The sequence below is a fragment of the Sphingomonas suaedae genome (assembly GCF_007833215.1).
GTDB classification, from domain to species: domain Bacteria; phylum Pseudomonadota; class Alphaproteobacteria; order Sphingomonadales; family Sphingomonadaceae; genus Sphingomonas; species Sphingomonas suaedae.
Map to the genome: position 1 here is coordinate 3,177,117 of NZ_CP042239.1, position 24,055 is coordinate 3,201,171.

General features: G+C 67.6%; 24 protein-coding genes and 2 pseudogenes. 19 read left to right on the plus strand and 7 right to left on the minus strand.

Translation table 11 applies throughout. The annotated features are described in order from the left end of the window. The first annotated feature begins 22 nt into the window (after nt 1-22). On the plus strand, nt 23-1,417 hold the full coding sequence (locus FPZ54_RS15085) for a M28 family metallopeptidase (RefSeq protein WP_145848536.1): 1,395 nt from the start codon (nt 23-25) through the stop codon (nt 1,415-1,417). A gap of 321 nt (nt 1,418-1,738) precedes the next feature. Here FPZ54_RS15085 and FPZ54_RS20250 read toward each other — a convergent pair. Together FPZ54_RS20250 and FPZ54_RS20075 are read right to left on the minus strand one after the other, a co-directional pair. Then, nucleotides 1,739-1,993 (minus strand): annotated as a pseudogene (locus FPZ54_RS20250) (flagellin); the annotation flags it as partial. A gap of 1,023 nt (nt 1,994-3,016) precedes the next feature. After that, nucleotides 3,017-3,373 (minus strand): annotated as a pseudogene (locus FPZ54_RS20075) (flagellin N-terminal helical domain-containing protein); the annotation flags it as partial. Between the two features lie 253 nt (nt 3,374-3,626). On the opposite strand from FPZ54_RS20075, the gene FPZ54_RS15095 reads away from it, so the two are divergent. The 18 genes from FPZ54_RS15095 to FPZ54_RS15180 all read left to right on the plus strand — a co-directional run bounded on the left by FPZ54_RS15095 (nt 3,627) and on the right by FPZ54_RS15180 (nt 18,807). Next, a complete protein-coding gene (locus FPZ54_RS15095) occupies nt 3,627-4,880 on the plus strand; it encodes a sigma-54 interaction domain-containing protein (protein ID WP_145848540.1) in 1,254 nt (417 codons plus the stop codon). Then, nucleotides 4,877-5,239 (plus strand): flagellar hook-basal body complex protein FliE, encoded by a 363-nt coding sequence (gene fliE / locus FPZ54_RS15100; RefSeq protein ID WP_145848542.1) that lies wholly within the window; start codon nt 4,877-4,879, stop codon nt 5,237-5,239. Before FPZ54_RS15095 ends, fliE begins: the two co-directional genes overlap by 4 nt. A gap of 2 nt (nt 5,240-5,241) precedes the next feature. Continuing rightward, a complete protein-coding gene (fliF, locus tag FPZ54_RS15105; RefSeq protein ID WP_145848544.1) occupies nt 5,242-6,903 on the plus strand; it encodes a flagellar basal-body MS-ring/collar protein FliF in 1,662 nt (553 codons plus the stop codon). Nucleotide 6,904: 1 nt separating this feature from the next. After that, a complete protein-coding gene (gene fliG / locus FPZ54_RS15110; RefSeq protein ID WP_145848546.1) occupies nt 6,905-7,915 on the plus strand; it encodes a flagellar motor switch protein FliG in 1,011 nt (336 codons plus the stop codon). After that, nucleotides 7,908-8,633: a FliH/SctL family protein gene (locus tag FPZ54_RS15115; RefSeq protein ID WP_145848547.1), complete on the plus strand. Its 726-nt coding sequence runs from the start codon at nt 7,908-7,910 to the stop codon at nt 8,631-8,633. The genes fliG and FPZ54_RS15115 overlap by 8 nt, the downstream gene beginning before the upstream one ends. 9 nt (nt 8,634-8,642) lie before the next feature. Then, entirely contained in the window at nt 8,643-9,971 is a 1,329-nt protein-coding gene (locus tag FPZ54_RS15120; RefSeq protein ID WP_145848549.1) for a FliI/YscN family ATPase, read from the plus strand. A gap of 20 nt (nt 9,972-9,991) precedes the next feature. Continuing rightward, a complete protein-coding gene (locus FPZ54_RS15125; RefSeq protein WP_145848551.1) occupies nt 9,992-10,423 on the plus strand; it encodes a hypothetical protein in 432 nt (143 codons plus the stop codon). A 27-nt stretch (nt 10,424-10,450) separates the two neighbouring features. After that, nucleotides 10,451-11,629: a flagellar hook-length control protein FliK gene (locus tag FPZ54_RS15130; RefSeq protein ID WP_145848553.1), complete on the plus strand. Its 1,179-nt coding sequence runs from the start codon at nt 10,451-10,453 to the stop codon at nt 11,627-11,629. A 22-nt stretch (nt 11,630-11,651) separates the two neighbouring features. Further along, nucleotides 11,652-12,266, plus strand: coding sequence for a flagellar basal body-associated FliL family protein (locus tag FPZ54_RS15135; protein ID WP_145848555.1), 615 nt, complete (start codon nt 11,652-11,654; stop codon nt 12,264-12,266). 6 nt (nt 12,267-12,272) lie between these two features. Continuing rightward, nucleotides 12,273-13,223: a FliM/FliN family flagellar motor switch protein gene (locus FPZ54_RS15140; RefSeq protein ID WP_145848557.1), complete on the plus strand. Its 951-nt coding sequence runs from the start codon at nt 12,273-12,275 to the stop codon at nt 13,221-13,223. After that, complete coding sequence (gene fliN / locus FPZ54_RS15145; RefSeq protein ID WP_145848559.1) at nt 13,220-13,510, plus strand: flagellar motor switch protein FliN; 291 nt, start codon at nt 13,220-13,222, stop codon at nt 13,508-13,510. The genes FPZ54_RS15140 and fliN overlap by 4 nt, the downstream gene beginning before the upstream one ends. Nucleotides 13,511-13,517: 7 nt before the next feature. Then, complete coding sequence (locus FPZ54_RS15150) at nt 13,518-13,772, plus strand: flagellar biosynthetic protein FliO (RefSeq protein WP_145848561.1); 255 nt, start codon at nt 13,518-13,520, stop codon at nt 13,770-13,772. Beyond that, nucleotides 13,769-14,575: a flagellar type III secretion system pore protein FliP gene (gene fliP, locus FPZ54_RS15155; protein WP_422396541.1), complete on the plus strand. Its 807-nt coding sequence runs from the start codon at nt 13,769-13,771 to the stop codon at nt 14,573-14,575. Before FPZ54_RS15150 ends, fliP begins: the two co-directional genes overlap by 4 nt. Before the next feature lie 106 nt (nt 14,576-14,681). Next, nucleotides 14,682-14,951, plus strand: coding sequence for a flagellar biosynthesis protein FliQ (gene fliQ / locus FPZ54_RS15160; protein WP_145848563.1), 270 nt, complete (start codon nt 14,682-14,684; stop codon nt 14,949-14,951). A 70-nt stretch (nt 14,952-15,021) separates the two neighbouring features. Further along, entirely contained in the window at nt 15,022-15,795 is a 774-nt protein-coding gene (gene fliR, locus FPZ54_RS15165) for a flagellar biosynthetic protein FliR (RefSeq protein ID WP_145848565.1), read from the plus strand. Further along, nucleotides 15,795-16,937: an EscU/YscU/HrcU family type III secretion system export apparatus switch protein gene (locus FPZ54_RS15170; RefSeq protein ID WP_145848567.1), complete on the plus strand. Its 1,143-nt coding sequence runs from the start codon at nt 15,795-15,797 to the stop codon at nt 16,935-16,937. The genes fliR and FPZ54_RS15170 overlap by 1 nt, the downstream gene beginning before the upstream one ends. Before the next feature lie 30 nt (nt 16,938-16,967). Next, complete coding sequence (gene fliD / locus FPZ54_RS15175; RefSeq protein WP_145848569.1) at nt 16,968-18,404, plus strand: flagellar filament capping protein FliD; 1,437 nt, start codon at nt 16,968-16,970, stop codon at nt 18,402-18,404. A 4-nt stretch (nt 18,405-18,408) separates the two neighbouring features. After that, complete coding sequence (locus tag FPZ54_RS15180) at nt 18,409-18,807, plus strand: flagellar export chaperone FliS (protein WP_145848572.1); 399 nt, start codon at nt 18,409-18,411, stop codon at nt 18,805-18,807. A gap of 127 nt (nt 18,808-18,934) precedes the next feature. Here the strand turns inward: FPZ54_RS15180 and FPZ54_RS15185 are convergent, their stop codons facing one another. Genes FPZ54_RS15185 through acpS form a run of 5 tightly spaced genes read right to left on the minus strand, consistent with a single transcriptional unit; the run spans nt 18,935 to nt 24,020 of the window. Then, entirely contained in the window at nt 18,935-20,974 is a 2,040-nt protein-coding gene (locus FPZ54_RS15185; RefSeq protein WP_145848574.1) for a TonB-dependent receptor, read from the minus strand. Beyond that, entirely contained in the window at nt 20,971-21,609 is a 639-nt protein-coding gene (gene maiA, locus FPZ54_RS15190) for a maleylacetoacetate isomerase (RefSeq protein ID WP_145848576.1), read from the minus strand. The genes FPZ54_RS15185 and maiA overlap by 4 nt, the downstream gene beginning before the upstream one ends. After that, nucleotides 21,606-22,736, minus strand: a complete 1,131-nt coding sequence (locus FPZ54_RS15195) for an AI-2E family transporter (protein WP_145848578.1) — start codon at nt 22,734-22,736, stop codon at nt 21,606-21,608. Before FPZ54_RS15195 ends, maiA begins: the two co-directional genes overlap by 4 nt. Before the next feature lie 4 nt (nt 22,737-22,740). After that, nucleotides 22,741-23,595, minus strand: coding sequence for a signal peptidase I (gene lepB, locus FPZ54_RS15200; protein ID WP_145848580.1), 855 nt, complete (start codon nt 23,593-23,595; stop codon nt 22,741-22,743). Between the two features lie 14 nt (nt 23,596-23,609). Next, nucleotides 23,610-24,020, minus strand: a complete 411-nt coding sequence (gene acpS, locus FPZ54_RS15205) for a holo-ACP synthase (protein ID WP_145848583.1) — start codon at nt 24,018-24,020, stop codon at nt 23,610-23,612. Nucleotides 24,021-24,055 lie beyond the last annotated feature (35 nt).

The window sequence follows — 24,055 nt, forward strand, 5'->3', positions numbered from 1 at the left end:
TCGATCTGTTTGAGGGGATTCCATGAAATATCAGTTCGCCGCCGCATTGCTGCTCGCCACCGCGACGACGACGCCGCACGCCACCGCCCAGACTGCGACTCCGGCACCGGTGGTCAGCGCGGCCCCGGCCGAGGACTGGACGGTCAAACCCGAATGGATCGCGGCGCATGTCCGCTTCCTCGCCGGGCCGGAATTGCGGGGGCGCGGCAGCGCCACGCGGGACGAGGCGATCGCCGCCGCTTATGTCGCCGCGCGCTTCCAGGGCTATGGGCTTGCGCCCGCACCCGGCGCCGATTCCTATCTCCAGAAGGTGAAGGTGATCCGGCCCCGGCTCGATGGCGATCCGGCGCTGACCGTGGATGGCAAGGCGGTCGCGGGCGCAACCTTGCTCCTCGGTGGCGCGGAAAAGGTGGAGGGAACCGCGACCCTGTTCACTGGCGACGACGCGGCGGCGATGCCGACGGGTGACGTGATTTTATCCGCCAGCGCCAAATTGTCGCCCTCCGCCGCGCTGCGTGCGGTGCGGGGCAAGGGGACCAAATTGCTGGTGTTGCGCGCAAGCGACCAGACCGCAAAGCTGTGGGACCAGATTGGCCGCCAGCCGCGCCTGACCGCCTATCTCGCGTCGCAGCCACCGCGCGACGGGCTGTCGGTGTTGATTCTCCCTGCCGAGGCGTTCGACCGGGCGGCCAAAGCGGCGGGCAAGCCCGTGGCGATGACCCTTCCGGGATTGGTGCGCGAGGAGGTCGAGACGACCAATGCGATCGGCTATCTTCCCGGTACCGATCCCAAGGCGGGGGTGATCCTGCTCGCCGCGCATCTCGATCATCTCGGCGTCCAGCCCGACGGGACGGTGATGCACGGCGCCAATGACAATGCGTCGGGTACCGCCGCCATACTCGAACTCGCCCATGCGCTGTCGTCGGGGAAGCGGCATCGGCGCGGCATCCTGTTCGCGGCGTTCGGGGCGGAGGAGCTGGGTGGCTTCGGATCGCGCGCGTTCGCCGATGCGCCGCCGGTGCCGCTGACCGATATCGTCGCGAATATCGCGATCGAGATGATCGGCGCGCAAGACCCAAAGCTGCCCGCAGGCACGATGATGATGACCGGCTATGAGCGATCCACCCTGGGTCCCGCGCTTGCGGAACGCGGCGCGCTGGTGGTGAAGGACCCCTATCCCGAGCAGAATTTCTTCGAACGGTCGGATAACTATGCGCTCGCCCGGCGCGGGGTGGTGGCGCACACGATTTCGGGCTGGGCGGTTACGCCGACCTATCATTCGCCGAAGGACACGATCGACGCGCTCGATATCCCGTTCATGGCGGGCGCGGTCCAGTCGCTGATCGGCCCGGCGCGCTGGCTCGCCGACAGCGACTTCCGCCCCGACTGGACGCCGGGCGGCAAGCCGGGGGAGTAAGGGGCTGGAGTCTGCCATTCCTCCCCTGAGCTTGTCTCAGGGGAGGGGGACCGCCCGCGTAGCGGGTGGTGGAGGGGCTGCCCCGCAGAGGGCAGAATTTTGCCGAGTCGTTTCGGCCGTCTACGCGGCCGCCCCCCCGTTATCGCTGCGCGATGCCACCTCCCCTGCGGGGCAGGGGAGGAATGAGGAAAGCCAAGCCAGCCAAAGCCGAAAAACCCCGGCGGTCTTGCGACCACCGGGGCTTCCTCGCATGCCCTTCCATAGGGAAGGGTGACCGGCCGTGGCGCCTGTCAGGGGGGTGACACCCCGACCGGCTCACGCTTAGCGAAGCAGCGAAAGAACGTTCTGCTGCGACTGGTTGGCCTGTGCCAGCATCGCGGTGGATGCCTGGCCCAGGATCTGGGCCTTGGCGAGCGCCATCGTTTCGGCCGAGAAATCGGCGTCCTCGATGCGGCTGCGCGCTTCGGACAGGTTGGTCGAGTTGGTCGTCAGGTTGTTGACCACCGATTCGAGGCGGCTCTGCGCGGCGCCCAGGCTGGCCCGGGTGGATGCCACCGCGTCGAGCGCGTCGTCGATCGTCTTGAGCGCGGTCGACGCCTCGGTGCGGGTGCCGATCTGAAGCACGGTGGCTTCGCCGCCGGTTCCTTCGCCCTCGCCCTCGCCTGCGCCCTCACCGGCCTCGGCTGCGACCCATACCTTGTCGCCTTCGGCGAGCTTGATCTGGTCGCCTTCCGCCGGTTCGGCGAACGCGCTGATCACCGCATCGTTATCGATGTCGTCCTGGGTGACGGTGTGCCAGTCGTCCAGTTCGGTATCGCCATCGGCGAGCGTCTTGAGGCCACCTGCACCGGCATTTGCCGTAGCATCCCAAATCTGGTCGCCCGCCTTGAGCATGACCTGACGGTCGACCGCCATCGCGAATTCGGCGCCATTCTCGACGTCGTCGGCCGTGACGGTGTACTCGCTGTCGATCCGCTCGTCGCCGGCGCCCAACGTGTCGAGCTCACCCGAAGCTTCCTCTGCGCCCTCGGCCTCGCCAGCCTCGGCCGACGCCCATACCTTGTCGCCTTCGGCGAGCTTGATCTGGTCGCCTTCCGCCGGTTCGGCGAACGCGCTGATCACCGCATCGTTATCGATGTCGTCCTGGGTGACGGTGTGCCAGTCGTCCAGTTCGGTATCGCCATCGGCGAGCGTCTTGAGGCCACCTGCACCGGCATTTGCCGTAGCATCCCAAATCTGGTCGCCCGCCTTGAGCATGACCTGACGGTCGACCGCCATCGCGAATTCGGCGCCATTCTCGACGTCGTCGGCCGTGACGGTGTACTCGCTGTCGATCCGCTCGTCGCCGGCGCCGATCGTCTGGAGTTCGAACGTCCCCTCGCCTTCACCTTCGCCTTCACCCGCGCCGCCCTCGACCGCTTCGACCGGAGCCGCGATGGTATGGCCGGTGATCGACGACAGGTCGAGCTTGGTGATCTTCAGCGACACCGTCTGGTCGGCGCTCGATCCGACCTGGATCGTCTTGGTGATGTCCGCGTCGGTCGCGAACAGCTGGACATTGTTGAACTTGGTGTTCTTCAGGATGTCGTTGATCTGACCCGACAGCTCGGTGACTTCCGTCTGCATATTCTTGCGGTCGTCGTCCGAATAGGTACCCGACGATGCCTGGGTCGCCAGTTCCTTCATGCGCTGAAGCATGTTGGTGACTTCGCCCAGCGCACCTTCCGCAGTCTGAGCGAGGCTGATGCCATCGTTCGCATTGCGGATCGATACGGTCATCGATTTGATCTGGCTGGTCATGCGGCTCGCAATGGCCAGACCCGCTGCGTCGTCCTTGGCGCTGTTGATGCGCTTGCCGGTCGACAGGCGCTCCATCGCGCTCTGCAGCGAGGTCGACGCCATCTTGGACGCATTCGCGGCGCGCAGGCTCGCGATATTCGTTCCGATAACAGTCATGTCCGTTCTCCGTTCAGTCCCAGCGTCCCCGCGATACCCCCCTGAATGCGAAGGAACCCGAGCCGCCAAAGGGGTGAACGGCAAGGCGCATCGGCGATTAAGCACTTTTCTGAACCAGCTTTCGCAAAGCCCTCGCGCGTGTGCGTAGAGGCGCGCGCGGCAATCTGGAGCCGGAGAGGCTATTTTTTGCCGGATGGTTTACCGCTCGTTTACCATCAATCCCGCATTCACCCTGCAACAGGGGGGTTCTTGAATGCAGACCATCTTTCCGTCGGCTGCCGTTCTTCGCCAGAATTATGCGCTGGTCTCGGCGCTTCGGGCGCAGGGCTTCACGATCGGCGCGGCCGACAAGGTGAAGCCGTTGCCCGGCGACCTGTTCATGATCGTCGAGGGCGAGGCGCCCCCGGTTTCCTCGCGCACGCTGGTGCTGGCCGAAGGGCCGGTCGCGGCGGTTCCCTTTAGCGACGGCAATCCGGCCCGGCTGTCCTACGGTCCCGACGACGCGGCGGTTGCGAGCGGCTTTGCCAGCGCGATGCTGCGCGGCGCCCATGCGCCCGTCGCCGCCGATCCCGAAAGTCTCGCGCTCTATGCGCTGGCAGAGCGGGTCGCCGCCGCCGACATCACCGTGCTGGTCAACGGACCCACCGGAACCGGCAAGGAGGTGCTGGCACGCGCAATCCACATGGGCTCCACCCGCCGCGACGGCCCGTTCATCGCGGTGAATTGCGCGGCGCTGCCCGAAACGATGCTCGAAGCCTTGTTGTTCGGCCACCAGAAAGGATCGTTCACGGGCGCGAACGCGGCGGGAGAGGGCTTTTTCCGCGCCGCCAATGGCGGAACGTTGCTGCTTGACGAGGTGGCGGAAATGCCGCTCGCGCTCCAGGCCAAGCTGCTGCGCGCTCTTCAGGAGCGCGAGGTGGTGCCGATCGGCGCGACGACGCCGGAGAAGATCGACGTGCGCGTCATTGCGTGTGCCAACCGCGACCTTCAGACCGAGGTGACCGAAGGCCGGTTCCGTGCCGACCTTTACTACCGCCTCTCGGTCTTCCCGCTGTCCACCAAGCCGCTTGCCGAACGGCCCGGCGATGTCGCCGCGCTCGCCGCAACGATGGTGCTGCGCCATGCTGGCGGTCGCGCCCGCCTGCCCTGGGTGACGCGCGCCGCGCTGGCGGTGCTTCAGGCCCACGACTGGCCGGGCAATGTCCGCGAGCTTGAAAATGTGATCCAGCGCGCGCTGCTGCTCTGCGGCGGTGACGCGATCACCCCCGACCACCTGATCTTCGATCGCGCTCCGGCTGCCGAGGCTCCGCTCCGCGCGGACGGTGCCCAGTTGAGTAACATTGTTCAGCTCAGCGAATTCGCCGCCATCCGCGAAACGCTGGCGGCGTGCGGCGGCAGCCGCACCGAGACCGCCCGGCGGCTCGGCATTTCCGAGCGCACGCTGCGCTACCGCCTCGCCAAGGCGCGCGAGCAGGGTGAGGACCTTGTCCGGAGGGCTAGCGCATGAGCGGGATCGATGGGATCGGCGGCGTCGATCGGGTGATGCAGCTGCGCGCCCAGATTCTCGAACGCAACGAGGCGCTGCAGCGCGCCACCAGCGGCGTTGCCGCCCCGGCTGCGGCGCCCGCTGGCCAGCCCACGGGTCCGTCCAGCTTCATCGACACGATGCAGCAGGCGGTGGCCAATGTGAACGACGCACAGAGCCGCGCCGGCGACCTCGCCGCCGCTTATGAGCGCGGCGAGACGGTCGACATCGCCAAGGTGATGCTCGCCCGCCAGGAGGCGTCGGTCGGATTCGAGGCGACGCTTCAGGTCAGGAACAAGCTCCTGACCGCCTATCGTGACATCATGAGCATGCCGGTCTGATCATGAGCAACGCACTCTCCGTATCCGACGCGCCCGCCGCTCCCGCTCCTGCGGGTCTCGGCATGGCCAATCCGATCAAGCAGCTGGGCGGCATCCTGTCCCAGCCCGCGGTGAAGCGCAGCCTGCCGCTGATCTTCATGCTCGCCCTGATCGGCGCCGCCGCGCTCGCCTGGGCGAGCCTGTCGACCCCGCCGCAGCGCGTGCTGTTCGCCAGTCTGCCCGAAAGCGACAAGGCTGCTGTGGCGCAGGCACTGGATGCCGCGAGCATCCCCAACCGCATCGACAATGGCGGGTCGATCACCGTCAACGAGGACGATTATCACAAGGCGCGGATGCTGCTCGCCGGGCAGGATCTGCCCAAGGCGGCGCCGGGCGGTTATGCACTGCTCGACCAGATGCCGATGGGCGCGTCGCGCGCGGTGGAAGGCGAGCGGCTGCGCCAGGCGCGCGAAACCGAACTCGCCCGCTCGATCGGCGAGATCGATACGGTGGCCGAGGCGCGCGTGCATCTCGCCACGCCCGAGGCGACGGTATTCGTGCGCGACAAGGCCGAACCCTCGGCATCGGTGATCGTCAAACTCCAGCCGGGCCGCTCGCTGTCCGAGGCGCAGGTGCGCTCGATCGTCAATCTGGTCGCCTCGTCGGTGCCGGGCATGAAGCCCGACGCCGTCACGATCGTCGACCAGATGGGCGAACTGCTGAGCAAATCGGGGCAGGAAAAGAGCGTCGGCGACGCGCGCATCGAATTTCAGGGACGGGTCGAGGACAAGGTACGCCAGCAGCTCGTGACGCTGCTCACCCCCCTGCTCGGCGCGGGCAACTTCAGCGCCGAGGTGCAGGCCGAGGTCGATCTGGACGAGAGCCAGGCGACCCGCGAAAGCTATGACAAGGAAGGCGCCGTGGTGCGCGCCGAACAGGGCAACTGGACCGGCGCGCCGCGCGATGGTGCCAATGCGCCCGGCGGCATTCCCGGCGCCCTCTCCAATGTTCCGCCGCCGTCCGCCACGGTCGCGACCCCTTCGCCGGACGGCACCGCCGCCGCGGCACCGGGGCAGGTCGCAGCGGCGGCGGCACCCGCGATGAAGCAGAGCGACAGCTTCGTGCGCAGCTACAACACCGGCAAGGAAATCTCGGTCACCCGCAACGCGCCGGGCAGCGTCCGCCGCCTGTCGGTCGCGGTGGTGCTGCGCGAGGAGCCGGGCAAGCCGCGCGGACAGGTCGAGCTGCGCCAGATCGACAGCCTGGTGAAGGCCGCGGTCGGCTTTAAGGCCGAGCGCCAGGATCAGGTGACGGTCGTCAGCCGCAAGTTCAGCACCAACGCCGCCGATGCGAGCGAGGGCGCCCCCTTCTACGAAACCGGCTGGTTCGCGATGGTCGCGCGCAACGTCACTGCGCTGGTGATCGCGCTGCTCGTGCTGCTGCTGGGTGTGCGTCCGCTGGCCAAGGCGCTGCTCCGCAAGCGCGAGGATGCGCGACCGACGACCGGTGCGCTGCCGATCGCCGGGGACGGCGTCCAGCTGCCCGCGCAGGTCAGCCCGGAAATGCTCGCCGGGACCGGCCTGACCCTGGGCGATCGGGTGGGGCTGGTGCGCGACTTCACCCGCGAAAATCCCGCGCGCGCCGCATTGGCGGTGCGCGACATGATCCGTACCGAGGCGAACTAAGATGAACGCGCCCCGCAAGTTCAACGGCATCGAACGCGCCGCCGTGCTGATGATGGTCGTCGGCGACGAGGAAGCAGCAGCCATCCTCCAAAAGCTCGATCCCGACGAGGTGCGCCAGCTCGGCTCGGCGATGATGAGCGTTGCCGATGTCAGCGAATGGGAAATGGCGCAGGTTCTCGACGATTTCACCGGCCGCGCGCAGGAGCGCAGCGCGATTCAGTTCGACCCCCGCCCCAAGCTCGAATCGGTGGTCACCAAGGCGCTGGGGCCGGAGCGGGCAGGCGCCGTGCTTGCGCGCATCCTGCCACCCCAGCCAAATGAATCGATCGCCGCGCTCGCCTGGATGGAGCCGACCGAAATTGCGGCGATGCTGGAGGAGGAACATCCCCAGATCGCTGCGGTGCTGATGGCGCATCTTGAGTCCGCTATCGCCGCGCAGGTGCTGGAAATGCTGCCCGAGGCGATGCAGCCCCAGGTGCTGCGTCGCGTCGCGCGGCTGGGTCCGGTGACCTCGGAGGCGATCGCCGCGCTCACCGAGGTGCTCGAGCGTCATGCGCGCCAGCCGCGCCGCGCGGCGGGCGTCCAGATGGGCGGCACGCGCGAGGCGGCGAAGATCATGTCGTCGGCGCGCAAGATCACCGAGCAGAAGGTGATGCCCAAGCTCGCCAAGCTCGACCGCGAGATCGCCCGCGCGATCGAGGAGCAGATGTTCGTGTTCGACAATCTGCTCGAGCTGGACGACAAGAATATGGGCACGCTGCTGCGCAACATCGACAGCGACATACTGGTCCGCAGCCTGAAGGGCGTGGACGAGGCGGCCCGCACCCGCTTCCTGTCGTGCATGTCGAGCCGCGCCGCCGACACGATCCGCGACGAGATGGAAGCGCGCGGGCCGATGAAGATGGCCGAGGTGCTCGAAGCGCAGAAGACCATGATCGCGATCGCCCGCCAGCTGGTGAAGGACGGCACGATCACCATGCCGGGCGGCGGCGGAGACGACGATTATGTCTGACTTCACGCCCGGGCTTGCGGCACGCGGCGAGGGGATTGCCGAAGCGCTCAAGCGCGCCTTTGCACCAACGCAGGGCTTTGCCCCGCGCGCGGTCCCGGCGGCGCGAGACGCGGTGAAGCCGCGCCACTTCGCGCCCGAAGCCCCGGGTCACAAGCCGACCGAGGGCTGGGACATGTTCGACGCCGACGCGCTGGTCGATCCAGCGCCCGAACCCGCATCGAAGAGCTTTGTCGATCCGGTCGCCGCCGCGCGCGCGGCGGGCTATGCCGAGGGCTATGCCGCAGGTCGGGCCGAAGCCGATGCCGCCGCCGCGCAACAGGCGGCGTTGCTCGAACAGGTCAGCGACGCGTTGACCAAGGGGGCCCATTTCGACCGCGAACGCATGGCCGGGCATCTGCGCCAGACGGTGCTGCACCTCGTCACCCGGATGATCGGTGAGGCGGGGATCGCGCCCGACATACTCGCCGCGCGGATCGAGGCAGCCACTGACATGCTGGCCGACAGCGCCGAATCGGCGATCCTGCGCCTGCATCCCGACGATGTCGCGCTGATCGAGGGGCATCTGCCCAAGAATGTCTTCCCGGCCGGCGATCCGCATGTCGCGCGCGGCGGATTCGTCATCGAAAGCGCGTCCACCATCGTCGAGGACGGGCCGGAATTGTGGCTCGAACAACTGGCCGACGCCATCGATCGCGTTCCCATTCCCCCCGCCATCTAGGGTTCCCCAATGCTGAACCGCTTCACCGCCGATTATCTCGACGGCCTTGTCTGCGGCGATTTCCGCCCGCGGCCCAAGATCTCCGGTCGGCTTTCCTCCTATGACGGATTGTTGATGGAGGCGGTCGGCCTCTCGCTTCCGGTCGGCACGGTCTGTGCGATCGGCACCGGCACCAGCCGGATTGAAGCCGAAGTGATCGGCTTTCGCGGCGGCAAGACGTTGCTGATGAACCTGGGTGGCCCCGCCGCGCTCCTGCCCAATGCTCCGGTGCGCCCGATCGGCCCGCCGGGCGAGGCGGAGGTGGGTGACGCGCTGCTCGGCAGGGTGGTCGATGGCGCGGGCAAGCCGATCGATGGCCTCGGCCCGATAAGGGGCGCCGGTAAGTGGCCGCTCGCGGGCAAGATCCAGTCGCCGCTCGATCGCGGGCGCGTGCTGCAACCGATGGATGTCGGCGTGCGTGCGATCAACGGGTTGCTTACCATCGGCCAGGGCCAGCGTGTCGGGATCATGGCTGGGTCGGGCGTTGGCAAGTCGGTCCTGCTCGGCATGATGGTCCGCGCGGCCAAGGCGGATGTGATCGTCATCGGCCTGATCGGCGAGCGCTCGCGCGAGGTTTCGGATTTTCTGGAGACCAAGGTGGCGGGCGCGGCGCGGGCGCGCTCGGTCGTCGTCGCGGTCCCGGCCAATCATTCGCCGGTGCTGCGCATTCGCGGCGCGCTGCGCGCCACCGCCATCGCCGAATCCTTTCGCGCCGAGGGCAAGAAGGTGCTGCTCATCATGGATTCGCTGACCCGCGTCGCCCATGCCGGACGCGAGATCGGACTGGCATTGGGCGAACCCGCGAGCGCGCGCGGCTATCCGCCCAGCGCGATCGCGATGCTGCCCAGTCTGATCGAACGGGCCGGAACCGACGTCCATAGCGGCGGATCGATCACCGCGATCTACACCGTGCTCGCCGATGGCGACGACGGCAACGACCCGGTGGTCGACAGCGCGCGATCGATCCTGGACGGGCATATCGTGCTGAGCCGGGCGCTCGCCGAACGCGGCGTCTATCCCGCGATCGACCTGGGGCCGTCGGTGAGCCGGGTGATGACCGATATCGCGAGCAAAGAGCATATCGCCGCCGCGCGCGTGCTGCGCCGCCACCTCGCCACCTATGAGGAGAATCGCGATCTGGTGCTGATGGGCGCCTATCGCCCCGGCGCCGATGCACAGATCGACGCGGCGATCGCCTGCCACGACACGGTGCTCGACTATATTCGCCAGCCCTATGACGAAACCGTCGGGCTGGATGAAGCGGTGACCGAGCTGGTGGGCGTGTTCGGGAATGCTTGAGGAAGATTTGGGCGCCCTTTATGGCCGATAAACACGCCGAGAAGCTCGGGCGGCTGTTGCGCGTCCGCACGTTGCAACTCGACATGGTCCGCGCGAGCGAGGCGGCGGCGCGCGACAAGGTCGCGGCCGAACAGGCGCTGCGCGCGCGGATCGAACAGCTTGCCCAGGGTGTCGCTCCGGCTCCAGCTCCTGTTCCGGGCAGCGCGACGAGCCTGATCGCCGCCGCCCATTATCGCGATCGGCTCCACCAATCGGCTGCTGCCGCCGAACGCCGCGTGATCGATGCCGAACGCGGTCTGCGAACCGCGCGCGCCGCCACGCAGGAAGCGAAGCGCGACCAGAGCGCGATCGAAAAGCTGCTCGAACGCGCCGAGGCCAGCGCCGCGCGCCGCGCGATGCGCGCGCTGGAGGACATGCCCGCGATCCCGCGAAAACGGCACGATCCTTGCTGATCCACGGGCGAAGGAGATTCGCCCGCCGTGCCACCCCTGCTCGCCACCACCGCCTTGCCCGCATTCGCTCCGGCCATCCTGTCGCGCACCGCCCCTGTCGCGCTGCCCGACACGGGTTCGCCGGGTGAGGCGTTCGCGCTGGCGCTGGATGCGCTCGTCCCGCCGGGGATCGCGCTGCCCGGCAAGGGCAATGGCAAGGCAGTTGCCGCTGGCGGCAAGGATTTGCCGGTGGCGGATGCCGGGACCGACACCGAGGATGATGATGCGCTGCTCACCTGGCTTCCGGGCCAGCCGGTACCGCTTCCCGATCCGTCGCCCCTGCCGGGCATCACGTTCACCGTCGTGCCGGACGGTGCTGAGGCCGAGGCGCTCACGCCGCCGGATTCGGCCGCTTTCGAGGCCCCGATCGCCGAGCAAACCGCGCTGCCGGGCGAAAGTTCGGTCGCTGAAGTTGCCGACTTCGCCGCCGACACATGCGATTCCCTTACCGCGCTTCCCACCCGATCCGCGACGGTTCCGGCCCAGGCCGAGCCGCGCATCGGGGGCGGGGATGCCGCAACGCCGGAGACGCGCATCGCGCGCGCCATCGGCGTTGCGGCACCTGAACACCAGCCAGCGCCTCTACCGAACGCGACCCAGGCTGCGGCGCCGGCCGCACAGGTCTTCGCCGCCGCGCTCGCCGCGCCGCTGGCCGACCCCGTCGAAAGCACAGCGCGCACGGTCGATCCCGTCGTGATCGAAGCCCAGGCCACGCGTGCTGCCGAGACGCAGCGCACCAGCGTGCAGGCGATGACCCAGGCCGATCAGGCGCCGCTCGACCTCAGCCGCGAGGAGTGGACCGGCAAGATGATCGATCGCATCGCCACCCTGCGCGACGCGGCCGAGGCGGCGGATACCCGAATTCGCCTCGCGCCCGAACATCTCGGCTCGGTCGAGGTCTCGATCCGCCGCGATGGCGATCGCCTGCACGTCCATTTCAACGCCGAAACTCCGGCGACCCGTCACCTGCTTGCCGAGGCCGCGCCCCGGCTTGCCGAACTGGCGGAGTCGCGCGGGGTGAAGCTCGGCCAGACCAGCGTCGGCGGCGGCACTGGCGGTCAGGATGGCCGCCAGGACTCGCCGCCGTCGCACAGCAACCGGCCCGCGCGCCCGGCATCCGCCGCTCCCGCCACGGCCACCCCCGCTCCGAGCGAGCGGATCGCATGAACAGCCCCAGGGGGAATGAGAAATGAGCGAGACTGAAGCGACGGCTGCGACGCCCAAGAAAAAGGGCGGCGCGATGAAATGGCTCCTGATCGGCACCGGGCTGATCGTGCTGATCGGCGGCGGCGTCGGTGGCGGGCTGTATGCGGCGAATTCGGGCCTGATCGGCGGCACCGGCGCACAGGGTGCCGCCGCCGCCGCCGATATCCCCCAACTCGTCCCGAAGAGCGACGAAGTCCGCGCCGTGGCGAAGGGGGAGGGCGGTGAGGAGGGCGACGCCGGTGCCGGTATGCCGACCCCCAAGGGGCAGGGCGGGGACAAATATGCCTCGACCTATTACCAGCTCGAAAAGGAATTCACCTCCAACCTGCGCGAGAGCGTCCATTTCGTGCAGGTCGGGGTCGCGATCTCGACGCCTTATGACAGTCGCGTGATCGAGAACATCAAAACGCATGAGCTCGCGGTGCGCTCGGCGATCCTGATGGCGCTGGGCGAGACGGGTGAGGACGATGTCTTCACCGCCGACGGCAAGAAGAAGCTCCAGAAGCGCCTTGTGGCTGCAATTAACGGAGTCCTGAAGGAAAAAGAGGGATTTGGCGGGATTGGTAACGTCTACTTTACCAATTTCATTGTTCAGTGAACGGGCATGGTTAACGGCCCTTCAGATTTGGTGACGCCCGAACGGCGCGAGCGGACCCGATCCGGTGCGGAGCACGCACCGGCGCTCGGGACCGCGAACCTCAATCCGTTCGGCGATCTGCACGGGGTGCAGCATCTGACCGCGCGGCTCGCCAAGACGTTGAAGCCCGTGTTCGAGCCGCTGGTCGGCGAAGGACTGCGCATCTGGGCCGAGCCGCTGGCGGTGCAGCGGTTCGCCGATTATCGCGCCGAGCGGCCCGACGGCCTTACCGCCTGGCTGCCGCTGGCGATGGCGCCGGGGCGGGGCCGTGCGCTGATCGCGATCGAGGGCAAGCTGACCTATGAGATGCTCGACCGCTTCTTCGGTGGCGATGGCGAGGCGCCGCAGCCGCTTCCCAGCGACTTCACCGGATCGGCGGAGATGCTGCTGACCCGGCTCGCAAACCGTATCGCCGAACAGCTTCGGCCTGCCTGGGACGTGCTGGCGCAGATCGATTTCGCGCCGGTCCCGGTTCACGCGCCGCTGTCGGTCGCGCCGGAGATCGAGGGGGGGGACGCGATGGTCGTCACCCGGATCGGCGTCGCGCAGGGCAATGCCAAGCCGCACTGGATCGACATCCTCTACCCCGTGTCCGCGCTCAAGCCCTACACCCCCTCGCTGACCGCGCGGGTGATCGGCGGCGAGCCTGAGGCGGAGCCCGAATGGCGCAACGCGCTGACCCGCGCAGCTTTGGGGGTTCGCCTGCCCGTCCGCTCGGTGCTCGCCGAGCCGGTGGTGCCGGTGCAGATGCTGATGGCGCTGAAGCCCGGCGACGTCATCCCGATCAGCTTCGGTCCCGACGTACCGGTGATGGTCGCGCGCCGCGCGATCGGCGCCGGGACGGTCGGCACCGCCAACGGACGCGCCGCGATCCGCATGACCCGTTTCGACCCGCTTGAACTCGAGGACGCACGATGAACGACATGAGCGCCAGCTTCGCCGCCGAGACCGCGGCTGCGGCCAATTTCCACCTGATCCAGGATGTCGGGGTCAAGCTGACCGTCGAAATCGGATCGACCACGCTGACGCTGCGCGAACTGCTCGCGCTGACCGAGGCGAGCGTGATCGAGCTGGACCGCGAGGCGGACGAACTGCTCGACGTGTTCGTCAACGGCACGTTGATCGGCCGGGGCGAGGTGGTGACCGTCGGCGACAAGTTCGGGGTGCGCATGACCGAGCTGGTCGCGCCCGAAAAGCGGGGCTGATCGACCCATGATGTGGTCCTACATCCTCAAGCTGGTCGTGCTGCTGCCGCTGGTCTGCGGGCTGCTGATCGGCTGCCTCTATCTCTGGCGCAAGCTCGAGGCGCGGCTGCCCGGCAACCAGGGCGACCGGATGCTGAAGGTGCGTGAGACGATGATGGTCTCGACCGGCACCCGCATCGCGGTGCTCGAGGTCGAGGGCAAACGTATCCTCGTCTCGGTCAGCCGCAACGGCGTCTCGCTGATCGACCGGATCGACGCATGAGCCCGATGCTGCGCCATCTGCTGCTGCTGCTCGGCGCGCTGGCGCTGGCGCTGTTCGTGGTTTCGCCCGCTTTCGCCCAGGCAGCGGCGCCGGCGGCGCCCGTCGCGGTGCCGACGCCCGGAGCGGGGGACGCGATCGATCGCGCGCTGGGCGAGCTTGGCGGCGGCGATGCGCCGCTGTCGCTGTCGCTTCAGGTCCTCATCATCATGGGCCTGCTCACGATCCTGCCGGGCATCCTGCTGATGATGACCAGCTTCACCCGGATCATCATCGTGCTGGCGATCCTGCGCCAGGCGCTGGGGCTGCAACAGACGCCGCCCAATCAGGTGCTGGTCGGCCTGTCGCTGTTCCTGTCCTTCTTCATCATGGCGCCCACGCTGAACCAGATCAACAGCGTCGCGATCCAGCCCTATGCGGAAGGACGCATCGGCGCGACCGAGATGATCGAAAAGGCCGGCGCCCCGCTCCACGCCTTCATGCTCGCGCAGACCCGGGTGAAGGACATCACCATGTTCGCCGGCATCGCCAAAATGGGGCCGATCGCAGAACCCAAGGATACACCCTTTTCGATCCTGCTCCCGGCATTCGTCACCAGCGAGCTCAAGACCGCGTTCCAGATCGGTTTCCTGATCTTTCTGCCCTTCATCGTCATCGACCTGATCGTCGCCACCGTGCTGATGAGCCTTGGCATGATGATGATGTCGCCGACGATCATCTCGATGCCGTTCAAGCTGCTGCTCTTCGTCCTGGTGGACGGCTGGGCGCTGACGATGGGCAGCCTCGCCTCAAGTTTCTCGGGATAGCGACCAATGAACGGCGCCTGCCCGCTCCCCCACCCGGCCACCCAGCCAGGCTACCCTATGGGTGGCTGGATGGGGGAGCGGGCCGGCACCGCGAAGGACCAATGAAATGGACGCCGATTATTTCCTGTCGGTCGCGCGCGAGGCGATGTGGATCCTTGCGCTTGCCTCGGCACCGATCCTGATCCCGGCGTTGCTGTCGGGTCTGATCCTCGGCATGATTCAGGCCGCGACCTCGATCCAGGAACAGACGCTGACCTTCGTGCCGAAACTGGCGATCGTCGGGCTCAGCCTGGTGATCTTCGGCGGCATGATCATGACGCTGCTGGGCGATTTCACCACCGGCATCTTCGAGCGTATTCCGGATTTGGTGCGCTAGTGACGGATCCAGCTTCGCTCGATGGCGGTGCCGCACGTACTTCGGCGCAGCCGAAGGGCCCTCAACGCTGATGCTCGGCCTCGGCCTTTCGATTGAGCCACAGTTGTGGACGCTGCTGTTCACGATGGTGCGCGTTGGCGCTGCGTTCCTCGCCGCGCCGGTGTTCAGCGCGGTGTCGGTGCCGCTCAACGTGCGCGTCCTTCTGACCGGTGCGGTCGCGATCCTGTCGATGAACGCCGCGCCGATCGAGCCGCCCGCAGAGATCTTCGGTCTCACCACGATCCTGTCGGTCGCGGCCGAGGCGCTGGTCGGACTCGCGCTCGGCTTCATCCTCCAGATCGCCTTCGCCGCGCCCTTGGTCGCAAGCGAGATGATCGGCGTGTCGATGGGGCTGAGCTTTGCGACCGCGATCAACCCGCAGACCGGCCAGTCGACCCCGGCGCTCGGCCAGTTCCTGACGATCCTGCTGACGTTGCTCTTCCTCGCCGTCGACGGCCACCTCGTGCTCGTCGATCTGGTCGTGCGCTCCTATACGCTGCTGCCGCCGGGCGGCGCGTGGCTGGCGCCGGGCAAGCTCATGAACATCGCGCTGTTCGGCGGCTATGCCTTTCTTGCCGGGCTGCTGCTCGCGCTCCCGGTCGGCTTCCTGTTGCTGTGTCTCAACATCGTCGTCGGGATGCTGTCGCGCTCGGCGCCGGCGCTCAACCTGTTCGCGATCGGTATTCCCGCCAGCCTGGCGATGGGCGTGCTGGCATTGCTCGTGGGTATGCCCGCAATGGGTGACTATATGCTGGTGATCGTCCGCGAGGCGCTCGACGCGGCACAGATGCTGGTGCTCGGCTGATGTCGGAAAGCGCAGGCGAAAAGACACAAGCCCCAACACCCAAGCGCAAGCAAAAGGCGCTGGACGATGGCGACCTCATCAAATCGCGGGATTTCGGTGCGGCGCTGATCGTGCTGCTCGGGTGCGGGTGGATGGTGCTGATGGGGCCGCAGCTGCTCGCCGCGATCCGCGAGGTCATGTCCGCCAGCTTCAGTTTCGGGCGCGACGATATCGAGAATTTCCAGCCCTGGAAGCCGCTGGCCATTGCCGGATGGAAGCTCGCGCCCTCGCTTGGCGCGCTGCTTGCGGTGACGTTGGTCGGCGCGGTGTTCAGCCAGGCGGCGCTCGGCGCGCTGCGCTTCAACGGCAAGCTGCTGGCGCCCAAGGGCAATCGCATCAATCCCGGATCGGGCCTGAAACGCATCTTCGGTCCGAACGGCTGGATCGAGCTCGGCAAGTCGCTGCTCAAGGTCATCCTGCTCGGCGGCATGGGTGCCTGGATGCTGTGGAGCGCGGCGGGGCCGACCATGGGGCTGGTCTCGTCCGATCTCGGCACGGCGGTGAAGTCGCTGGGCGATACCTTCGCGACGCTGATCTTCGTGATGGCGGGCGGATTGCTGCTGATCGCGGGCGTCGATCTGCCGATCCAGATCTTCCGCCATATGCAACGGCTCAAGATGAGTTTTCAGGAGGTAAAGGACGAGCACAAACAGACCGAGGGCTCGCCCGAGGCTAAGGCGGCCCGCCGCCAGCGGCAGCGCGAGCTGGCCAAGGGCGGGATGCGCAAGGCGATGGCAACCGCGCATGTCGTGCTCACCAATCCGACCCATTTCTCGGTCGCGCTGCGCTATGACGCGGGCAAGGATCAGGTGCCGGTGGTGGTCGCCAAGGGGCGCGGCGAGATCGCGCTGGCGATCCGCGAACTGGCCGACGAGCTGGCGGTGCCGCGCATCGAACTGCCCCCGCTCGCCCGCGCCATCTATTTCACCAGCCGCGAGGGACAGGAGATTCGCGACGACCTCTATATGGCCGTCGCGACGGTGCTCGCCTTCGTCTTCGGCCTCGACAAGCGCGCCGGGTCGCAGCTGCCGCAGGTCACCGTTCCGCCGACCGCACAATTCGACGAGGAAGGCCGCCAGATTGACCTTAAGGGTAGGGCGTGATGGCCGTTAACCCGATCAGAGGGGGGCGACATGGCCATTGAATCGATCGCCAAGACGATTGGTACCGGGTCGGGCATCGACACGACCGCGCTCGTCCAGAGCCTGGTCGATGCGCAGTTCGAGCCGAAGAATGCGCAGATCACCGCGCGCGAAGAAAAGCTCACCGCCCAGATTACCGCCGCCTCGACGCACAAGGCGAATATCACCGGCTTTGCCAGCGCGCTCACCACGCTGACGCGCGGCGGCACGCTGTCCACCCAGCCGACCAGTTCGAACAGTGCGATCCTGGGCGTCTCGCGCCTTGCCGGTGCCGATCTCGCCAATCTCAACGCCAAGGTCGAGGTGCGCCAGCTTGCCGCCGCGCAAAGCGCCGCATCGGCGCCGGTCGCCGATCGCACGGCGGCGGTAGGACAGGGCGTGCTCACGCTTACTCTCGGCACCGCGACGGTCGTCGATGGAACGATGACCGGCTTCGTACCCGGCGAAGGCGATCCGGTCGCCATCGCCATCGGTCCTGAGGATGCGAGCCTCGACGGCATCGCCGCAAAGATCAACGCCGCCAATGCCGGGGTCACCGCCAGCATCCTGACCGATGCGGACGGCGCACGGCTGGTCATCAAGGGCGCAAGCGGCGAGGAACGCGCCTTCACGCTCGCCGCGACCGAGACGGTGGGACAGGAAGGGCTGGCCGCGCTCGCGGTTGGCGTGGGCGCGACCGGCACGACGATCGGCAGCGCCGCTTCCGATGCGATCGTCGCGATCGACGGGGTCGCGCTGCGGCGTGATTCGAACAGTATTTCCGATCTGGTGCCCGGCGTGCGGCTCGACCTCGCCGCGGCCCAGCCGGGAACGATCATATCGATCGGCAAGTCGTTGCCGACCTCCGCGCTGATCCAGGCCGCGCAGGATTTCGTCGCGACCTATAACGAGATGCTGTCGGGGCTGAACGTCGATCTCGATCCGATGGGCGGCGCGCTGCGCGCCGACAGCGCAGCGAAGACGCTCAAGCGCCAGCTGCAACAGCTCACCGTCGCGCAGATCACCAGCGGCGCGAACGGCACCCCGACGACGCTCGCGCAGATCGGCATCCGCACCGAACGTGACGGATCACTGACCGTCGATACCACTGCGCTCACCCGCGCGCTGGTCGATTATCCCGATGCAGTCGAAAAGATGTTCGCCGAACCGGTGGGTTCGTCCGCAACCGCAAATGGCGTCGCGGGCGCGCTCAACGCCATCGCGACCGAAGCGGCGAGCACCGTCCGCGGGCTTGGTGCCAGCGAGCTCAGCTATTCGCGCAGCAAGACCGATCTCGCCGACGCCAAGGCCGACGCGCTGGAGGCGGCGGAGTCGCTGCGTACCCGGATGACCCGCCAGTTCGCGACGATGGATGCCAAGGTCGCGGCGTACAAATCGACCATGACCTTCCTCGAGAATCAGGTCGATGCATGGAACAAGCAGGATTGATGCGATGCGCTTTCCCATGCACCTCAGCACCGATGCGGCCGCCACCTATCGCTCGATCGATGCGGTGGGGCGGACGGCGACCGCCGATCCGCACCAGCTGGTCGAACTGATGTACAAGGAATGTGTCGCGGCACTCCGCTCCGCCGCATTCGCCACCGAAAAGCGCCAGCTGTCGGTCAAGAGCGAGCGGATCGCGCGTGCCACCGCGATCCTGTTCGCGCTCGAAGGCGGGCTTGATTTCGAGCGTGGTGGCGATGTGTCCCGCACGCTGGCGACGCTCTATCACGGGCTGCGCGCCCAGATCGTTCAGGCGAGCCTTGGCCGTGACCCGACGCCGTTCCGCGCGGTCGCCGACGATCTTGAGGAAATCGCCGGGGCATGGAGCCAGGCGCGGGCGGCGTAGGTTTATCGCATCCGGTAGCGAGACCCGTTTCAGCTTCGCTGAAGCGGCACCGGCCCTCTCCCCCACCCGGCCACCCATAGAATACACTGCCGTTGGGTGACCGGGTGGGGGAGCGGGACGGTGCCGCCTAACCAAAAACGAGACTAAGGCCGATCCACAGCGTGCGCGGGGTAGCGCGTTCGACCACGCCGGTGCCGCTCACTCCGGTTTCGACCTGCGTGTCCGTGAGATTCTCGCCGCGCAACTCCAGTCCGAAGCGCTCGGTGAGCGGCAGGCTCAGCCGTGCGTCGAAGGTCAGCGCGTCGGCGAGCGCGCGACCGTTGAGATCGTCCTCGAACTGTGCCGCAGCGTAGCGCGCGGTAACCGACCCGCCCGCGCGTTCGCCGCGATAGCCGAGGCTGGCCGAAAGCTGATGCGGCGCGGTCTGGGCGGGACGCATCCCGTCCAGCGCTGCCGCCGCGCCCGACGCCTTCACCCGCGCATCGGTATAGGCCCAGGACGCGCGCGCCCGCCACGGTCCCGCCTGCCAGCGCAGATCGATCTCCACCCCGCGCGCGTCGATCGCATCGAGATTCAGCCGCTGGCGATAGGCGCCGCCGGCCGGAACGAAGCCGACCCCGGGAAAACTGCCCGGGCCGGTCGCCAGCGTCACATTGCCGATCGCATTGTCCAGCCGGTTGAGAAACCCGGTCGCGCGCAGACTGAGCCCGGTAGCCGGGGTCAGATCGACCCCGATCTCGACTCCGCGCAGTCGCTCGGGATCGAGCAGGGCATTGGCGGCGGTGGCATCGGTCCCGGCGCGGAACGGGCGGTAGAGTTCATTGAGGGTGGGCAGCCGCCAGCCTGTATATCCCGCTGCGCGCAGCGTGACGGCGTCATCCGCGCGCCAGGCGACGCCCGCCCGCCCGCTCGCTTCCCACCCGCTGCGATCGGAAAACTGCGTATCGGTAAGCGGAAGGCCGCCCGCCAGCGGCGCCTCGAACAGGCTGCCGTCGCGGATCGCCCAGCGATCGATCCGCCCGCCTCCGCTCAGCGTCCAGTCGCCACGCTCGACGCTCAGATCGGCGAAGGCGCCGGTAGTGTCGCTCGCGCCGCCCGCGCTGCGCCGCCGGGTCGGGCTGCCCGCCACGAAGCTGTACAGCTCCTGGGTCCGCCCGCGCACGCTGCGCAGATCCGCGCCGATACGCAGCGTCACGCCCGATCCCAGCGGCGGTTCGATCTCGATCCGCGCGCCATGGCCGCTTGCCGGGACATGCTGGTCGAGCACCGCGCTCGCCGTGTCGCGGGTTGCATCGACGCTGGCGAAGCCGCTCGAAAAGTCGCGATGCTGGAGAAAGGCGAGCGCCGACCAGCGCCACGTGCCGCGTCCGACGAGGCGAAGGCTGGCATCCGTCCCCTTGCTGTCGACGGGCGTGAAGGCGGTGCCGCGTTCGCGCGAATCGGCGAAGGCGGAGAGATTGGTCTGAAGTTCCACCCCCGATGCGACAGAAGCGACGCCACGTAGCGCCAGGCTGGCCTGGCGATAGGGTGCCGCACGGTCGGCAGCGCCGCGATCCTCCGCCACGGTCGGGGTGAAGCCGTCGCCGCGCGCGAACTGGGCCGCAACCGTCACCTCGCCTGCGCCGAGCCGGGTGCCGCCCGTCGCGACCAGATCGATCGACTCTCGGCTCCCATACCAGCCGGTCAGCGCCAGCGGTCCCAGTTCGTCTGCGCTCGCGCTGGTCAGTTCGACCGTGCCGACGAGCGCACCTGCGCCATGATAGCCGCTTCCCCCGCCCCGGGTGACGCGGATCCCGGCCAGCCGCTGGGGCAGATAGGCGGGAAAGGGGACCCAGCCGCCGAACGGATCGGCCTGGGGCACCCCATCGAGCACGAGCAGTGCGCGGCTCGAGGCATTGCCGCCGATCCCGCGCAGGCTGATTCCCTGCGCGGTCGGATGCGAAGACCGCGAATCGGCGCGCCGGAACTGCGCGATGCCCGCGACATCGCGCAGCACGTCCTCGATCCGGCCGCTCGCGCTCTCCTCGATCCGCTCCCGATCGATTTCGGCCACGGCATAGGCGGCGTCGCCCGGCGGGGCGTCGAGCCCGCGCCCGGTGACGATGATCTCCTGCGCGGCGGTGGGAAGGGGCAAGGCGAGGAGGAGCAGGAGGGGCGCGCCCCTCATTGCGGTTTGGCCCAGTCCGGGCTGGCAGCGACGAAGGCGTCCAGTGTGCCCGCCGCCGCATCGGCTGCGACCAGCGTCGGGAAGGCGTCGAGCGGCGTGTCGAACCGGCGCGCATTGTACATCTGGGGAACCAGAAAGACGTCTGCGATATTCGGTGCGGTGCCGCCCAGGAACGGGCCGGGCGCGGCATTGGCCGCGGCCATCGCCTCAAGCGCGGTGAAGCCCTCGCCGATCCAGTGACGATACCAGTCGGCCTTTGCCGCCTCGTCCGCGCCGAACTGCGACTCGAGCCGCTTGAGCACGCGCAGATTGTTGAGCGGGTGGATGTCGGCGGCGATGCTCAGTGCCATCGCCATGGTCGCGGCGCGCGCCAGCGGGTCGAGCGGGATCAGACGCGGCTCGGGATAGGTCGCATCGAGCCATTCGATGATCGCCAGGCTCTGGCTCAGCACCCGTCCGCCGCCGATATCGAGCGCGGGGACGAAGCCCTGGGGATTGCGCGCGAGATGCGCGTCGCTGCGCTGGTCACCCTTTACCAGATGCACTTCGCGCCGCTCATGCGGCACGTCCTTGAGGTTTAGCGCAATGCGAACGCGATAGGCGGCGCTCGATCGGAAATAATCGTAGAGTATCATGCGTTGGCGGACTCCGGTTCGGAGGCGAGGGGGTCGGGGGCGGGGCCGTCATCCCCATCGCGTCCAAAGCCCGCCGCGATCGCTTGTTCCGAACGGCGCTCCAGCGCGACCTTGATCATCGCCACGATCGGGTCGGCCAGTGCAAGGCCGAGAAAGCCGAACAATGTGCTCATCAAGATCTGCGACGAGACGGTGAGCGCCGGGGGCATATCGACGGTGCGTTTGGCGACGAGCGGAAGCAGCACATAGCCGTCGAATGTCTGCACCCCGAAATAGATGGCGATCGCCCACAGACCCTCGGTCGGTCCCGCGCTGAAGCCCACCGCGACCATCAGCACGCCTGAGATGAACGCGCCGATATTGGGGATGAAGGCGAGCATACCGGTGAGGATGCCCAGCAGCAGCGCCATCGGCACCCCGGCAATCGACAGAAGAATCCAGGTAACGATCCCTTCAAACACCATGCCGAGCAGGCGCCCGGCGAGCAGAATCCGCATGGTGCGCGCCATCCGGGCGACGGTGATCGCAAACTGGTCGCGCGATCCCATGGGCACCATCCATTGCAGGCCGCGCTCGTACAGACGCGGCTCCATCGCGACGAACAGGCCGATGACGAGGACGAGGAAAAAGCTGGCGATCGCGCCCAGTGCGCCGCCGATCAGCGACGTGACCCGACCCACCGACCCCAGCGCCTGCTGCGCCAGCCCGGCAAGATCCTGCGCGCCCGGAACGATGCCGAGTTCGGTCAGCCATGCGCCGATGCGCAGCGCCTGCGCCTCCAGCGTCGCGCGCAACTGTTCGGCCTGGGTCGCGATCTCGACCCCGGTAAGGTAGAAAACGCCGCCGATAAAGGCGACCACCGCGATCACGACGATGCTGAGCGCCAGCCCGCGCGGGATCGGGATATAGCGACGGATCAGCCTTGCCCCGCCGTCCAGCATCGATGCGACGACGAGTCCCGCAAAGATCAACAGCAGCGGCTGGATCAGCAGAACAACCAGCGCGACGGCGATGGCGAGGCCGAACCATACCGATGCGCGCCGCATCTCCGCGCGCATCACCGGATCGCGCATTTCGTTGGGGCCGGGGGACCGGGTGACATTCACATCGTCCCGCGCGTCGCTCACCGCCTTATTCCTCCGGGCGATCAGGATGGAGCGAATTGCCCGCCCGGCCCGATCGGAAGGATCCGGCCCAGCTGAGCGGGTTCCAGCTTGCGCTGCCGTCCAGGCTGAAGGTGATGAATTCGGCGCGGCCGCCGATATTTTCGATCGGCACCGCGCCGCCCAGCCCGCTCTGCGCAATCGTCATGCGGCTGTCGGCGCTGTTGTCGCGATTGTCGCCCATCAGCCAGACATGGCCCGCCGGAACGCGCAACGGCGCGAAATTGTCCGCCGTGGTCGGACCGATGTCGATCGTGTCGTAGCTGGCGCCATCCGGCAACGTCTCCCGCACGATCTGGACATTGCACACCAGCGCTCCGGTTGCGTCGCGGCCCAGCGCGCCGGGATAATGGTCCGGATCGCACTTCAGATTGTCGTCGACCTTGAGCGCACGCATTCCCAGCCGCTCGCGCTCCACCGCCTTGCCGTTGATATAGAGAATCCCGCCATGCATCTCGACAAGATCGCCCGGCAGGCCGATCACGCGCTTGATATAATCGGTGCGCGCATCGGTCGGCGTGACGATGACGATGTCGCCGCGCTTGGGCAGGCTGCCGAACAGCCGTCCGTCGATAAAGGGGAGGATATGGAAGGTCGGGGTGACGTAGCTATAGCCATAGGGATATTTGGTCACCACCAGCCGATCGCCGACGAGCAGCGCGGGCATCATCGATTCCGACGGGATGTAGAAGGGCTTGGCGACCAGGCTGTGGAATCCGAGCACCGCAAGGACGAGCCAGAAAATGCCGCGCGCCTCGGCCCACCAGTCGGTCCCGGTCCGGCGGTGTTCGTCCTCGCCCTTCAACGCCAGCTCCTCGGCCATGCCCGTCCCGTTCCTCATTCCGCCGCCCGGGGCAACGCCTCGATCACCACTAGCGCCTGTGCCCAGGGATGGTCATCGGTGAGCGTCAGATGCACCTTCACGACGTGACCGGGCGGGGTCATCGCGTCAAGCCGCGCCTTTGCCCCGCCGGTCAGCGCCAGGGTCGGCGCGCCCGACGGCGCATTGACCACGCCGATGTCGCGCATGAACACGCCGGATTTGAATCCGGTCCCCACCGCCTTGGAAAAAGCCTCTTTGGCGGCGAACCGCTTCGCGAGCGTTGCGGCATAGCCCATCGGCCGCCGCGCCGCCTTGCGCAATTCGACATCGGTGAAGACGCGTTGTTCGAAGCGCATTCCGAACCGGTCGAGCGATGACTGGATGCGCTCGATGTTGCAGAGGTCGGAGCCGATGCCGATGATCATGACGGCACCGCCGTTGCCCCGGCGAAAGCCGGGGT

Bases quoted from the DNA above. Each gene is read 5' to 3' on its own strand.
- FPZ54_RS15085 (WP_145848536.1), top strand. From the start codon at position 23: ATGAAATATCAGTTCGCCGCCGCATTGCTGCTCGCCACCGCGACGACG.
- FPZ54_RS15095 (WP_145848540.1), top strand. From the start codon at position 3,627: ATGCAGACCATCTTTCCGTCGGCTGCCGTTCTTCGCCAGAATTATGCG.
- fliE (WP_145848542.1), top strand. From the start codon at position 4,877: ATGAGCGGGATCGATGGGATCGGCGGCGTCGATCGGGTGATGCAGCTG.
- fliF (WP_145848544.1), top strand. From the start codon at position 5,242: ATGAGCAACGCACTCTCCGTATCCGACGCGCCCGCCGCTCCCGCTCCT.
- fliG (WP_145848546.1), top strand. From the start codon at position 6,905: ATGAACGCGCCCCGCAAGTTCAACGGCATCGAACGCGCCGCCGTGCTG.
- FPZ54_RS15115 (WP_145848547.1), top strand. From the start codon at position 7,908: ATGTCTGACTTCACGCCCGGGCTTGCGGCACGCGGCGAGGGGATTGCC.
- FPZ54_RS15120 (WP_145848549.1), top strand. From the start codon at position 8,643: ATGCTGAACCGCTTCACCGCCGATTATCTCGACGGCCTTGTCTGCGGC.
- FPZ54_RS15125 (WP_145848551.1), top strand. From the start codon at position 9,992: ATGGCCGATAAACACGCCGAGAAGCTCGGGCGGCTGTTGCGCGTCCGC.
- FPZ54_RS15135 (WP_145848555.1), top strand. From the start codon at position 11,652: ATGAGCGAGACTGAAGCGACGGCTGCGACGCCCAAGAAAAAGGGCGGC.
- FPZ54_RS15140 (WP_145848557.1), top strand. From the start codon at position 12,273: ATGGTTAACGGCCCTTCAGATTTGGTGACGCCCGAACGGCGCGAGCGG.
- fliN (WP_145848559.1), top strand. From the start codon at position 13,220: ATGAACGACATGAGCGCCAGCTTCGCCGCCGAGACCGCGGCTGCGGCC.
- FPZ54_RS15150 (WP_145848561.1), top strand. From the start codon at position 13,518: ATGATGTGGTCCTACATCCTCAAGCTGGTCGTGCTGCTGCCGCTGGTC.
- fliP (WP_422396541.1), top strand. From the start codon at position 13,769: ATGAGCCCGATGCTGCGCCATCTGCTGCTGCTGCTCGGCGCGCTGGCG.
- fliQ (WP_145848563.1), top strand. From the start codon at position 14,682: ATGGACGCCGATTATTTCCTGTCGGTCGCGCGCGAGGCGATGTGGATC.
- fliR (WP_145848565.1), top strand. From the start codon at position 15,022: ATGCTCGGCCTCGGCCTTTCGATTGAGCCACAGTTGTGGACGCTGCTG.
- FPZ54_RS15170 (WP_145848567.1), top strand. From the start codon at position 15,795: ATGTCGGAAAGCGCAGGCGAAAAGACACAAGCCCCAACACCCAAGCGC.
- fliD (WP_145848569.1), top strand. From the start codon at position 16,968: ATGGCCATTGAATCGATCGCCAAGACGATTGGTACCGGGTCGGGCATC.
- FPZ54_RS15180 (WP_145848572.1), top strand. From the start codon at position 18,409: ATGCGCTTTCCCATGCACCTCAGCACCGATGCGGCCGCCACCTATCGC.
- FPZ54_RS15185 (WP_145848574.1), bottom strand. From the start codon at position 20,974: ATGAGGGGCGCGCCCCTCCTGCTCCTCCTCGCCTTGCCCCTTCCCACC.
- maiA (WP_145848576.1), bottom strand. From the start codon at position 21,609: ATGATACTCTACGATTATTTCCGATCGAGCGCCGCCTATCGCGTTCGC.
- lepB (WP_145848580.1), bottom strand. From the start codon at position 23,595: ATGGCCGAGGAGCTGGCGTTGAAGGGCGAGGACGAACACCGCCGGACC.
- acpS (WP_145848583.1), bottom strand. From the start codon at position 24,020: ATGATCATCGGCATCGGCTCCGACCTCTGCAACATCGAGCGCATCCAG.